This window comes from Knoellia pratensis, assembly GCF_042666395.1.
Lineage (GTDB): Bacteria > Actinomycetota > Actinomycetes > Actinomycetales > Dermatophilaceae > Knoellia > Knoellia pratensis.
In genome coordinates this window covers 1197141-1209064 of sequence record NZ_JBHTDJ010000001.1, presented here as the reverse complement: position 1 = coordinate 1209064, position 11924 = coordinate 1197141, and the positions used below count along the sequence as shown (strand labels likewise).

At 68.0% G+C, this 11924-nt stretch carries 14 protein-coding genes; 2 read left to right on the top strand and 12 right to left on the bottom strand.

Annotated features, from left to right (window positions below):
* Positions 1–130 precede the first annotated feature (130 nt).
* The gene (locus ACFQRE_RS05840) at positions 131–421 is read left to right on the top strand and encodes a WXG100 family type VII secretion target (protein WP_380119877.1); all 291 of its coding nucleotides are present in this window, start codon (positions 131–133) and stop codon (positions 419–421) included.
* A 132-nt stretch (positions 422–553) separates the two neighbouring features.
* Here ACFQRE_RS05840 and ACFQRE_RS05835 read toward each other — a convergent pair whose 3' ends face one another.
* From ACFQRE_RS05835 to ACFQRE_RS05785, 11 genes are all read right to left on the bottom strand, one after another.
* Positions 554–3097: an ABC transporter permease gene (locus tag ACFQRE_RS05835; protein ID WP_380119875.1), complete on the bottom strand. Its 2544-nt coding sequence runs from the start codon at positions 3095–3097 to the stop codon at positions 554–556.
* A 3-nt stretch (positions 3098–3100) separates the two neighbouring features.
* A complete protein-coding gene (locus tag ACFQRE_RS05830; RefSeq protein WP_380119873.1) occupies positions 3101–3889 on the bottom strand; it encodes an ABC transporter ATP-binding protein in 789 nt (262 codons plus the stop codon).
* A 168-nt stretch (positions 3890–4057) separates the two neighbouring features.
* Positions 4058–5686, bottom strand: coding sequence for a chaperonin GroEL (gene groL / locus ACFQRE_RS05825; RefSeq protein WP_380119871.1), 1629 nt, complete (start codon positions 5684–5686; stop codon positions 4058–4060).
* A gap of 342 nt (positions 5687–6028) precedes the next feature.
* Positions 6029–6631, bottom strand: a complete 603-nt coding sequence (locus tag ACFQRE_RS05820; protein ID WP_380119869.1) for a hypothetical protein — start codon at positions 6629–6631, stop codon at positions 6029–6031.
* A gap of 123 nt (positions 6632–6754) precedes the next feature.
* Positions 6755–7219 (bottom strand): hypothetical protein, encoded by a 465-nt coding sequence (locus tag ACFQRE_RS05815; RefSeq protein WP_380119867.1) that lies wholly within the window; start codon positions 7217–7219, stop codon positions 6755–6757.
* A gap of 4 nt (positions 7220–7223) precedes the next feature.
* Complete coding sequence (locus tag ACFQRE_RS05810; protein WP_380119865.1) at positions 7224–7523, bottom strand: DUF3263 domain-containing protein; 300 nt, start codon at positions 7521–7523, stop codon at positions 7224–7226.
* Between the two features lie 123 nt (positions 7524–7646).
* Positions 7647–8303: an HAD family hydrolase gene (locus ACFQRE_RS05805; protein WP_380119863.1), complete on the bottom strand. Its 657-nt coding sequence runs from the start codon at positions 8301–8303 to the stop codon at positions 7647–7649.
* A 22-nt stretch (positions 8304–8325) separates the two neighbouring features.
* Positions 8326–9150: a DUF3152 domain-containing protein gene (locus ACFQRE_RS05800; protein WP_380119861.1), complete on the bottom strand. Its 825-nt coding sequence runs from the start codon at positions 9148–9150 to the stop codon at positions 8326–8328.
* A gap of 126 nt (positions 9151–9276) precedes the next feature.
* The gene (locus ACFQRE_RS05795; RefSeq protein WP_380119859.1) at positions 9277–9693 is read right to left on the bottom strand and encodes an arsenate reductase ArsC; all 417 of its coding nucleotides are present in this window, start codon (positions 9691–9693) and stop codon (positions 9277–9279) included.
* Complete coding sequence (locus tag ACFQRE_RS05790; RefSeq protein WP_380119857.1) at positions 9690–10361, bottom strand: aquaporin; 672 nt, start codon at positions 10359–10361, stop codon at positions 9690–9692. The genes ACFQRE_RS05795 and ACFQRE_RS05790 overlap by 4 nt, the downstream gene beginning before the upstream one ends.
* A complete protein-coding gene (locus tag ACFQRE_RS05785; RefSeq protein ID WP_380119855.1) occupies positions 10358–10849 on the bottom strand; it encodes an ArsI/CadI family heavy metal resistance metalloenzyme in 492 nt (163 codons plus the stop codon). The genes ACFQRE_RS05790 and ACFQRE_RS05785 overlap by 4 nt, the downstream gene beginning before the upstream one ends.
* A gap of 115 nt (positions 10850–10964) precedes the next feature.
* Between ACFQRE_RS05785 and ACFQRE_RS05780 the strand changes: the two genes are divergently transcribed.
* Positions 10965–11333 carry an ArsR/SmtB family transcription factor gene (locus ACFQRE_RS05780; protein ID WP_380119853.1) on the top strand — a complete coding sequence of 123 codons (369 nt, stop codon included), beginning with the start codon at positions 10965–10967 and terminating at the stop codon, positions 11331–11333.
* Positions 11334–11415: 82 nt separating this feature from the next.
* Here ACFQRE_RS05780 and ACFQRE_RS05775 read toward each other — a convergent pair whose 3' ends face one another.
* On the bottom strand, positions 11416–11913 hold the full coding sequence (locus ACFQRE_RS05775; protein ID WP_380119851.1) for an SRPBCC family protein: 498 nt from the start codon (positions 11911–11913) through the stop codon (positions 11416–11418).
* Positions 11914–11924 lie beyond the last annotated feature (11 nt).

Sequence of the window (11924 nt, the reverse complement as noted above, 5' to 3'; positions counted from 1 at the left end):
TCCGTGATCGTATGCCGCACCGGCCCACCCGAGCCTGTGGACAACTCTCCGGCGGGTTTCGCGAAATTCCCTAGCGTCGGAGGTCAGTGGTCGCACCACAGGGTGCGGCGCCGACGAAGGGGACCAAGACATGTCAGCCCAGTTCCAGGTCGACACCGAGCGCATCCAGGCCGCTTCCGGTGACATCGCCCGCATCTCGAGCCAGATCGAAGGTCAGGTCGCCCAGATGCTGTCCAAGCTCACCGCCCTGCAGGACGCGTGGAAGGGCGGGGCGGCAACCCAGTTCCATGGCGTCGTGACCCAGTGGCAGGGCACCCAGCGTCAGGTCCAGACCTCGCTCGACTCGATCGGTCAGGTGCTCGCTGCCGCGGGTGCTCAGTACGCCGAGACCGAGGCCCAGAACATGCGCATGTTCACCTGAGCCGCACAGACACCGGTGGCGGGCACGACACCCCTGAGGTCGTGCCCGCCACCGGTTGCTTGCGACTTCGTGCCCTTCCCGGACCTGGCGAGCGCAGCGAGGTGGGTCCGGGAAGGGCACGAAGTCGGTCAACTACTCGGTCGTGACGGCGCGCAGGATGTCGAGCTTCGATGCCCGCCATCCCGGCCACCACGCGGCGAGGATCCCGACCAGACCGGCCATCGCGACGAAGAGGCCGAGCTGTGGCCACGGGATCGACAGGACGTCGATGCCGTCGTCACTGAGCGAACGCTGCAGGGCGATCCCGAAGACCACGCCCAACCCGATGCCCAGTGCCGCCCCGAGCAGGGCGATGACGATCGACTCGAGTCGCAGCATCCGCTTCAACTGTCGCCGGCTGAGGCCCACCGCCCGCAGCAGTCCGATCTCACGAGTGCGCTCGATGACCGACAGGGCCAGCGTGTTGATGATGCCGAGGATCGCGATGATGACGGCCAGTCCGAGCAGGGCATAGATCAGGTAGAGCATCTGGTTGATCTGGGCGCGTTGCTCATCGGCGAACTCGCCCTGGTCCTTGACCGTGACGACCGGGAGGTCGGCGATGGCCTTGTCGAGGTCACGACCCACCACAGCGGGCACGGTCCCGGGCTCACGGGTGATGAAGAGGAACGAGTCCGTCCTGGGCCCACCCAGGGACTCCAGCGCCGCCAGGCTGAGGAGGTAGTCCGAGGAGAGCAGCGCCGACTCCCCGTGGATGGCCGACACCGTGAAGGGCTTCGTCACGCCGGCCCGGGTCAGATCAAGCTTCGACCCGACCGCGAGCTTGTCGGCAGTGGCCCGCTCCTGCGAGATTGACACAGTGGTGGGCGTGAGGTCGGCGAGCCGTCCCGACACCATCGGCGTCGGCCCGAGCACGCTGACGTGGCCGGGGTCGATCCCGATGACCCCACCGCGCTCGCCCTTGACGTCGAGGGCGTCCCAGCGGAAGGCCGCGACCTCCTCGACCCCGGGAACGGCCGTGAGCTCCTTCGTGACCTCGGTCGAGAACGGCGTGCCCACGACGCTCGACACGACGTAGTCCGCAACGAACTCCTTCTCGATGGACTTGTCGATGCTCGCCTTCGCACTGGCCCCGAAGACCGCCATCATCGACACGAGGGTCACGCCGATCATGAGCGCCGATGCCGTGGCGGCGGTGCGACGCGGGTTGCGCTGCGCGTTCTGCTCGGCCATGAGGCCGACGGCCCCGAAGACCTTGCGCCAGATCCAGCCGATGGCCGCGATGACCGGACGCCCGACGAGTGGGCTGATCAGGGCCACCCCGAGGACGACCCCGAGGATGCCTCCGCCGACCCAGTAGGTGGGGTTCGGCACGTCGACGAACAGCCCGGTGATGAGCAGGGCGGCGCCCACGATCGTGAGGAGGCCACCGACGATGATGCGTCCGCGCATGCCGCTCTCGGCCAGGACGGCATCGTCGCGCATCGCCGCGACCGGCGGGACCTTGCCCGCCTTGCGTGCCGGAAGGTAGGCCGCGATGAGGGTCACGAAGAGCCCGACGACCAAGGACACAACGACCGTGCGGGGGGTGATGATGAGCGACTGGCCACTGAGGTCCAGACCGAACCGGCCGAAGAGGACGCGGATGCCCATGGCAAGGACAACGCCGAGACCCAGTCCGATGATCGAGCCGACGAGCCCGATGACGGTGGCCTCGAAGAGCACCGATCGAGCCACCTGTCGCCGCGTCGCCCCCATTGCCCGGAACAGCGCGAGCTCGCGGGACCGCTGTGCCACAAGGATGCTGAACGTGTTGACGATGAGGAACGAACCCACGACGAGCGCCACCCCGGCAAAGATCAGCAGGAACGTCGTGATGAAGCCGAGCGCCTCCTGGATGTCGCTCGCAGCAGCCTTGGCGGCCGCGTCACCGGTGACGGCCTCGACCCCGCTGGGCAGCTTGGCCGCAACGGCGTCACGCAGTTCCGCCTGGCTGGTTCCCGGAGCGGCCGTCACCCAGATGTCGCTGTAGACGTCCTTGCCCTCCATGAAGAGGGCCCGAGCCTGGGCGGTGTCGAAGATGGACAGGCTCGCACCAGCGAGGCCTCCGTCCATCGTCGCGATCCCGACGAGCTTGGCCTGGATCCGGGGCTGGGCGCCCGAGCTGACGATGTTGACCTTCTCGCCCACGAGATAGCCGGCCTTGGTCGCGGTCTTGTTGTCGAGGACGACCTCCCCCGGCCCCTGGGGCCAGTGACCTGAGTCGAGCGTGAGTGGCCGCAGACCCTTGGCGGCAGGGCTATCGGTGTAGTTCAACCCGAGCCCGGGGGGCCCGAAGCCGCCGATGAGTTTGCCGTTCTTGCCGACGACGAACGTGCCGAAGTTGGTGATGTTGCCGTCGGCGCGCGCCGCACCCTCGACCTCGGCGAGCTCCTTGACGAGCGAGCCGGGGAGCGTGGCGCTGGACGGCTGCTGCTCGAGGTCGACCTCACCGGTCACCGGGCGCACGACGACGTCGCCCACGGATCCGTTCATGATCGAGTCGAAGCTCTTGCCGAGGGTGTCGGTGAAGACGAAGGAGCCGGCAACGAAGGCCACGCCGAGGATGATGGCGAAGGCACTCATGAACAGCCGCAGCTTGCGGGCCATGAGGCTCTTCCAGCTGGCGCGAAGCATCGGTCAGCCCTTCGCGTTCGAGTCGATGTTCTTCATCGTCTCGAGGATCAGCTCGGGCGTCGGCTCGCGCAGCTCGGTGACGATCTTGCCGTCAGCGAGGAAGACCACTCGGTCGGTCCAGCTCGCGGCCCCCGGGTCGTGGGTGACCATGACGATCGTCTGACCGAACTCATCGACGGAGCGACGCAGGAACCCGAGCACCTCGGCGCCGGAGGTCGAGTCGAGGTTGCCCGTCGGCTCGTCGGCGAAGATGATCTCGGGCCGGCTCACCAATGCGCGCGCGCAGGCCACGCGCTGCTGCTGTCCACCCGACAGCTCGCCGGGACGGTGCCCCAACCGGTCGCCCAGTCCGACGGTCGAAATGACCTGGTCGAACCAGGCGCGGTCCGGCTTGCGCCCGGCAATCGAGAGCGGCAGGAGGATGTTCTCCTCGGCGTTCAGCGTCGGGATGAGGTTGAAGGACTGGAAGACGAAGCCGATGTGGTCGCGCCGAACCTTCGTGAGGTCCTTCTCCTTGAGCGTGGTGAGCTCGATGTCGCCCAGCTGCACCGAACCACTCGTCACCGAGTCCAGCCCAGCCGCGCAGTGCATGAGCGTGGACTTGCCCGACCCGGACGGGCCCATGATCGCGGTGAACTCGCGTCGGTTGAGGTCGAGGCTCACGCCCTTGAGGGCGGTGACGGCCATGTCGCCGGAGCCGTAGGTCTTGACGAGGTCGGTCACGCGAGCGGCGACCCGAGCCGGGCCGGTGGTGCTGGTGTCGCGGCGTTCGAGAGCTTGGTCAGTGGTCATGGCGACCACGCTAGGTGGCGGACGGCATACGCGCTGTGGGTTTCTTCCCCCAGAGAACCCTGAGAGCACCCTGAACGCGGAACGCGAAAGGGCGGCCTCCCGTTGGGGAGACCGCCCTTCCTTCGCGTATGCCGTGTGGTCGGCTGCGCTTCGATCAGTGCGTACGGGTCAGAAACCCATACCGCCCATCTCGTCGCCGCCACCCTGCATCGGGGGGCCAGCCTTTTCGGGCTTGTCGGCGATGACTGCCTCAGTGGTGAGGAACAGCGCGGCGATCGACGCGGCGTTCTGGAGCGCGGAACGCGTCACCTTGGCCGGGTCGATGATGCCCGCAGCGATGAGGTCGACGTACTCACCCGTCGCGGCGTTGAGGCCCCAACCGGACTCGAGGTTGGCGACCTTCTCGGAGACGACGCCGCCTTCGAGGCCAGCGTTGATGGCGATCTGCTTGAGCGGAGCCGAGATCGCGACACGCACGATGTTGGCGCCCGTCGCCTCGTCACCCTCGAGCTCGAGCTTCTCGAACGCGACCTTGCCGGCCTGGAGGAGAGCGACGCCACCACCGGCGACGATGCCCTCTTCGACGGCAGCCTTGGCGTTGCGCACGGCGTCCTCGATGCGGTGCTTGCGCTCCTTGAGCTCGACCTCGGTGGCCGCGCCCGCCTTGATGACAGCGACGCCACCGGCGAGCTTGGCGAGGCGCTCCTGGAGCTTCTCGCGGTCGTAGTCGGAGTCCGACTTCTCGATCTCGGCGCGGATCTGGTTGACGCGACCCTGGATCTGGTCGGCGTCCCCGTCACCCTCGACGATGGTCGTCTCGTCCTTGGTGACAACGACCTTGCGGGCCTTGCCGAGCAGGTCGATCTCTGCGGTGTCGAGCTTGAGCCCGACCTCCTCGGAGATGACCTGACCACCGGTGAGGATGGCGATGTCGGCGAGCATGGCCTTGCGACGGTCACCGAAGCCGGGAGCCTTGACGGCAACCGACTTGAAGGTGCCGCGGATCTTGTTGACGACGAGTGTGGAGAGCGCTTCGCCCTCGACGTCCTCGGCAATGATGAGCAGCGGCTTGCCGGACTGCATGACCTTCTCCAGCAGCGGCAGCAGGTCCTTGATCTGGCCGATCTTGGAGTTGACGACGAGCACGTAGGGGTCGTCGAGGACGGTCTCCATGCGCTCGGGGTCGGTCACGAAGTAGTGGCTGATGTAGCCCTTGTCGAAGCGCATGCCCTCGGTGAGCTCGAGCTCGAGACCGAAGGTGTTGCTCTCCTCGACCGTGATGACGCCTTCCTTGCCGACCTTGTCCATGGCCTCGGCGATCATCTCGCCGATCAGGGGGTCAGCTGCGGAGATCGAGGCGGTAGCAGCAATCTGCTCCTTGGTCTCGACGTCCTTGGCGTTGTTGAGCAGCTCAGCGGAGACAGCCTCGACAGCCTTCTCGATGCCGCGCTTGAGCGCCATCGGGTTGGCGCCAGCCGCAACGTTGCGCAGGCCTTCCTTGACGAGGGCCTGGGCGAGAACGGTCGCCGTCGTCGTGCCGTCACCGGCGACGTCGTCGGTCTTCTTGGCGACCTCCTTGACCAGCTCGGCGCCGATCTTCTCGTAGGGGTCGTCGAGCTCGATCTCCTTGGCGATGGACACACCGTCGTTGGTGATCGTGGGGGCTCCCCACTTCTTCTCCAGCACGACGTTGCGGCCCTTGGGGCCCAGGGTGACTCTGACGGCGTCGGCGAGGATGTTCATTCCTCGCTCGAGTCCGCGGCGTGCCTCTTCATCAAATGCGATGATCTTGGCCATTCGGGTGGTTCCTCCCACGCGAATCGAAGGTGTTGGCCAGGTGGCGCCCGCGACGGACGAGCAGGCCTGCGCACTTCATGTCTGTGCGCGTGCCGACCCTCACCAGACTGGCCAGATTGTCACTCTCATGCCGAGAGTGCCAACCCATTATTGGCACTCTCGGGTGGAGAGTGCAAACGCTCCACACCCACTGGACCTCGCACTTTTCTCACCAATCCCTCCAAAGGGACACGACACGCCGGTATGCCGTGTGCGCACCTCCCCCAGACACGTGCGTCCGCGCGGACGGCCTCACTCGGACCATCCGCGCGGACGCGGCTTGTGGACGCTCCTCGCGCCCGGTCAGCGGCGGGTCTGCGTGACGATGTGACCGGTCACGCCTTGGATCTCGGTGCCGTTGTAGGTCACGGTCCCGACTGCGGCGCGCTCCTGAACGACCAGCGTGTAGGTGCCAGCCGTGGGGTCGGACTGCTCGTGGGCCTCCTGGGTCAGGGGCCCAGCACCGGTGAAGGCGGCGGAGATGCCCAGAGCCGTGGGGACGGAGTCGCCCTCACCGTCCACGACCTCGCCGACGACGGACGAGGATCCGATGGCCGACCTGAGCTTCTTGGCAATGCTCAGATCGGCGGCGGCCTCGAAGTCCATGGCGCTGGTGCGGCGCAGCTGGATGCAGGAGCCGTCGTCGGGAGAGGACGACTCCTCGGGGCACTGCCAGTCGTAGGCGCTGAGTGCGGTCAACCGGCCCGACCCGTCACTGAGGTTGATGTTGCCGGTGTGGACGTTGCCCGGCGCCCCAGCCAAGGTTCCCCCGACACGCCACTCCCCGATCAGGGTCGAGCTGAGCGGCACCTTGGCTTTGGGTGCGGCCTGCGACGGCGCCGCGATGGCGGCAAACGTCGCGGCGGTGAAGCCGATGGCAGTCATGGTGCGGATCTTGCGAGACACGTGGTCCCCCCTGGTTCTCGGCACTGGGCCGGTCACGAGCCACCCCCTGTGGCTCTGACCATCACTACGTGCGCCGAGGCGATTCGGTTGCGTGCCAGCGGGACTTTCTTTCAGGCAGCAGCCTCAGAGAGTCGGTGCGTGGCCCTCGAACGTGGCTCGCATCGTGCCGTCGGCCTCCGAGGCCACCGGGTCGTCCAGGTCCGCGACGAACACGGCGACCAGGGTGCGGGCCGGATTGGACTGCGCCTCGGCCAGGGCCACTCGCCAGGCGGCAAGGTTTGGGTGGTCGAGCTCCGTGCAGGCCTCGGCCGGCTCGAGCGACTCCACGGCGGCGGCGAGCTGCGAGGTCGTCAACTCGAGGGTGGCGGTCGATCCGTCGTGTCCCAGCACCGTGGCCAGGATGACTGCGGGGAGCCCGTGCCGGCCGCCCGGAGCGTTGACGTGCCCGAAGTCCAGCTCAGCCGAGCTGGACGCGGAACTCAGCCCCACGGCATACGCCACAGGAGGGCGCCAGCCCTCGATCTTGGCGGAGAGGTGGTCCTTGATGGCGGCGAGGCCATCGGGCGTGCTCCAGTCGAGCTCGCTCACCGGGTCAGCCCTGCGGCTGCAGGCCGAGGCGGCGTGCCGAGCGCGCGCGCTGACGGGTCGCGCGCTGACGGCGCAGGCGCTTGACGAGCATCGGGTCGTGCTCGAGCGCCACGGTGCTGTCGATGAGGGCGTTGAGCACCTGGTAGTAGCGCGTGGGGCTCATGTCGAAGAGCTCCTTGATGGCCGACTCCTTGGACCCGGCGTACTTCCACCACTGGCGCTCGAAGTCGATGATGCGGCGGTCACGGTCGGTCAGCCCCTCGACACTGGGTGCTGCGGACTGCTCTTCGTGGACGGCGTTCACGGTTCGACCCTTCTGGTGCGACGGCTGCGATGGCCACCCTATCGGTCGAATGACACGGCTGTCATTAGGCTCGGCGTGTCCGCTGGACACACGCCGGGTCGGTCTGCTCAGACGCCTCAGGTGTCACATGGGCCCCGTCATCAGGTATGCCGTGAGCTCGCCGACGCTGTCGACGACCGTGTCCGGGTCGGTCGCCTCAAGTGCCGCGCGCTCCCCTGCGCCCCAGGTCACGGCGACCGCGGCCATGCCGGCAGCGCGGGCCGCGATGATGTCGACGGTGGCGTCGCCGACGTAGACGGCCGTGGTGGGGTCGACGCCGAGCTTGGCGGCCGCGACGAGAAGGGGCTCGGGGTGGGGCTTGTGGTTCGTCGTGTGCTCGAGCGCGCCGACGACGTCGATGAGGTGGTCGATCCCGACTCCCACGAGCGCCAACCGGGCCGTGTCGGTGCGCTTGCTCGTGACGATGTGGACGTTGGCGCCTGCGGCAGTGAGCGTCGTGAGCATCTCGGGGACACCGTCGTAGCGCTCGATGAGCCGCTCGGTGTTGGCAAGGTTCCACTCGCGGTAGGTGGAGTCGAGGTCGTGCCCGCGCTCGGGGTCTTCCTCGAGGAGGGCGCCGAGGAGCGGCCGCCCGATCCAGGCCCGGGCCCTGGCGTCGTCGATCTCCTCGCCGCGCACCTCGCGGAACGCGTGCTGGTAGCTCGCGACGATGAGCGGGATGGTGTTGGCGAGCGTGCCGTCGAGGTCGAAGAAGATGGTCTGCCAACGGAGGGAACTCACCCCCACATCCTCGCGGGTCGCGTCAGGAGGCAGTCGACGGGGTGGTGGGCCAGGCGTTGGGCCGGCAGCCCCTGAGACTGATCGACTGCTGCAGCATCACCGGCGCAGCGGCCCCGGCCTTGGGGCAGCCGACGTGGCCCCGCCCCAAGAAGTGACCGACCTCGTGGTTGACCATGTACGCGCGGTATTCGGTGAGGTCGTCATAGGTCGGCGTCATGAGCTGCCACCTGTCCGAGTTCAGCACGACCTTGCTCCCCGCAGCGCAGCTCCACTTGCCACCGACCCGCAGCGGCGCGCACATCCTGTTGGTCGTCGGCGGCGATGCGATGTAGACGACGAAGTCGGCTCGGGCCGGATCGGCCACGGCGGCGAAGCTCGCGCCGTTGTTGCCGGTCCATCCACGCGGGTCGTTGAGGATGGCGTGGACGTGCTGTGCGACGTCGTCGGGGTCGACCCGGACGCCCCCCTCGACCTTCACGATGAACGTGTGCAGCTTCGGGGTCTGGCGGACCGCTGGCCTCGCCCACGTCGACGTCGTGAACGCGCCGGAGCCCACGAGGCCGGAGCGTTTGATCCCGGTCGAGGTCGTCGCGCTCACCGACGGAGAAGGCGTGGGTTTCGTCGTCGTGGGTTTCGTCGTCGCGGACTTCGTCGGCGACGGCGTCGCGGACTGGCCGTTCAACGCGGGTGACGGCTTGGGTCCCGCATTGCCGTTGGCCGCGGTCGACGCGGAGGCGGCCGAGCCCTTCGTCACGGGACTGGCATCGCTCACGACCGCCCGGATCGTGAGCGCGACGAGCACCACGGTGAGAACGAGGACGACGAGCATGACGCGTCGCCCTCGCACGGTGAGCACCAACGGCGGCTCCCCGTGCAGGTCCGGCCTCATTGCTGTGTGCGCGCGTGTCACAAGGTCATCACACCAGCGCCCGCAACCGGAGCCGGGGACCTTCGATCCCTCGGTGGGTCGCGGTCAGGGTCGCGTGGGCTCGATGTCGAGGCTGGCGAGAAGCTCGAGGACGCGGCGCTTGATGTCGTCGCGGATCGGGCGCACCGACTCGACACCCTTGCCGGCCGGGTCCTCGAGCTCCCAGTCCTCGTAGCGCTTGCCCGGGAAGATCGGGCACGCGTCGCCACAGCCCATGGTGATGACGACGTCGGAGGCCTGGACTGCGTCGGTGGTGAGCACCTTGGGCGACGCAGCGGTGAGGTCGATGCCCTCCTCGGCCATGGCCTCGACCGCGGCGGCGTTCACCTGGTCGGCGGGCGCGCTGCCGGCGGAGCGGACCTCGACCTGCCCGCCACCGAGGGCCTCGAGGTAGCCGGCAGCCATCTGGGAGCGCCCGGCATTGTGGACGCAGACGAAGAGCACGGAGGGGCGTTCGGTCATGAGGACTCCTGAGTTTCAGAGACAAGCAGGCGTATGCCGCCCAGCCCGATCGCGACGCCCGTCACCTGGGCGAGGACGAAGGGAAGGACGGAGGCCGGGGCGATGCCGGCGAAGGTGTCGCTGAACATCCGCGCGATGGTGACGGCCGGGTTGGCGAAGGACGTCGAGGAGGTGAACCAGTAGGCCGCGAAGATCCACGCGGCGACGAGGGTCGGGGCGAGGTGGCCGCGACCTCCTCGGCTCACGTGGCCGACGACGAGGACGAGTCCAGCGGTGGCAACAATCTCACCAATCCACTGTCCCGCACCAGTTCTCACCTTTCCGGAGAGGTGGAGCGGTGCGAGGTCGTACATCAGGTTCGCGACCGCGACGCCGACGGTTCCGCCGAGAACCTGCGCGACGGCATACCCCGGAAATCGGGACCACGGGAGGTCGCGACGGATCGCTTGGGCGAGCGAGACGGCCGGGTTGAAGTGGGCTCCGCTCACGGGCGCGATGACCGCGATGAGGACCGCGAGGGCGGCCACGGAGGCGACGGCGTTGGCGAGGAGCTGGAGGCCGACGTCGTCGGTGAGGCGCTGCGCCATGATGCCCGAGCCGACGACAGCCGCGAGGAGCCCCGCGGTGCCGACGGCCTCAGCGGCGAGCGCCCGTGGGAGGGAGCTCACGCGCAGCAGCCAGCCTTCGCGCTCGAGCCGGAGACGTCGAGGACTTCGAGGCTCGCGGTGGCCGGGCGGGCGTCCGCAGGGTTCTCGTCCTTGACCGTGTAGACCTCCCACGGGGCGCCAGCGGGGTCGTGGACCCACACCTTGTCCTGGAGCGCGTAGCAACAGGTCGTGTCGTTCTCGTCAAAGGCGGCGAGACCCGCATCGGCGAAGCGCTCGCGGGCCGCGGTGACGCCCTCCACGGACGAGACCTCGACGCCGAGGTGGTTGAGCGCGCCGGCCGTTCCGCTGCCCCGGTTCTCCTCGGTGGTCTCGATGAGGACGAGCTTGAGGGGCGGCTCGGTCACGGCGAAGTTGGCGTAGCCGGGGCGGCGCTTGGCGGGCTCGACGCCGAACATGGCGGAGTAGAAGGCGATGGACGCCTCGAGGTCGACGACGTTGAGGGCGAGCTGGACCCGCGAGGTGGTGGAGACGGTGGCTGCAGTGGTCATCTGAGGTGCCTTCCCGTAGATTGATGACTGTCGATGGATGAAGTGAACCCCATATATCGATGAACGTCAATACTTAGGATGGCATGATGAAGCGCGAGGCAACCGGAGGGATGACATGACGACGAGCGCGACCACGAAGGCGAGCGCACGAGCGCGCGAGAACCTTCTGGAGGCGGCGCCCTGTTGTGGGATCACGACCCCCGGGGGCCTGACCCGCGAGCAGGCGGAGACCAACGCCCAACTGCTCAAGGCCGTCGCCGACCCCGTCCGACTGCGCCTGCTGAGCATCATTCGCGACAGCGAGGGCGGTGAGGCGTGCGTCTGCGACCTCACCCCGGCCGTCGGTCTGGCCCAGCCGACGGTGAGCCATCACCTCAAGGTGCTCACCGAGGCCGGGCTCATCGAGCGCGAGAAGCGGGGCACCTGGGCCTGGTTCCGCGTGGTCCCGTCCCGCCTCGACGACGTCCGCTCGATCTTCAGTTGACCGGGGCACCAGATCACCCCACTGCTACCGCACCGTAAGTGGGGTGATCACCCCACTTACGGTGCAGTAGGCGCGGATTCGGTCAGGCGGCTGCCTCGGCGGCGAGGATGTCATCAATCTGGCCGATGGCGCCTCGAAGGCCCTCCTCCATGCCCATCCCGACGACCTTCGCGAGGTCCTCGGCGCTGCCATAGGTCGTCGTCGTGACCATGCGGGTCCCGCCGTCCCGCTCGGTGAGCTCGACGACGCAGGTGCCGACCGGCATACCCTCTGCGGGGTTGCCGTTGTCGTCGGCGAAGGCGTCCTGGAAGGTGAGCCGGTGGGGCGCCTCGATGGAGTCGAGGGTCCAGAGGCCACCGAACTTCTCGCCCTCGGGGCTGGTCATGTAGTAGCCGACGCGACCGCCAGGCACGAAGTCGAAGTCGGAGACCGTGGCCGGGTAGGTCGGCGGCCCCCACCACTGCTCGAGCTGGCGCGGGTCGGACCACAACTGCCAGATGCGCTCGACGGGAGCGGGGAAGTCGGAGGTGACGACGATCGAGTGGTCATCGAGGTTCTTGTCGACGCTCGTGACAGGCATGGTGCTCTCCT

What these genes read in the sequence shown, in the direction of transcription:
- ACFQRE_RS05840 (WP_380119877.1), top strand. Translation starts at nt 131, where the DNA reads ATGTCAGCCCAGTTCCAGGTCGACACCGAGCGCATCCAGGCCGCTTCC.
- ACFQRE_RS05835 (WP_380119875.1), bottom strand. Translation starts at nt 3,097, where the DNA reads ATGCTTCGCGCCAGCTGGAAGAGCCTCATGGCCCGCAAGCTGCGGCTG.
- ACFQRE_RS05830 (WP_380119873.1), bottom strand. Translation starts at nt 3,889, where the DNA reads ATGACCACTGACCAAGCTCTCGAACGCCGCGACACCAGCACCACCGGC.
- groL (WP_380119871.1), bottom strand. Translation starts at nt 5,686, where the DNA reads ATGGCCAAGATCATCGCATTTGATGAAGAGGCACGCCGCGGACTCGAG.
- ACFQRE_RS05795 (WP_380119859.1), bottom strand. Translation starts at nt 9,693, where the DNA reads ATGACCGAACGCCCCTCCGTGCTCTTCGTCTGCGTCCACAATGCCGGG.
- ACFQRE_RS05785 (WP_380119855.1), bottom strand. Translation starts at nt 10,849, where the DNA reads ATGACCACTGCAGCCACCGTCTCCACCACCTCGCGGGTCCAGCTCGCC.
- ACFQRE_RS05780 (WP_380119853.1), top strand. Translation starts at nt 10,965, where the DNA reads ATGACGACGAGCGCGACCACGAAGGCGAGCGCACGAGCGCGCGAGAAC.
- ACFQRE_RS05775 (WP_380119851.1), bottom strand. Translation starts at nt 11,913, where the DNA reads ATGCCTGTCACGAGCGTCGACAAGAACCTCGATGACCACTCGATCGTC.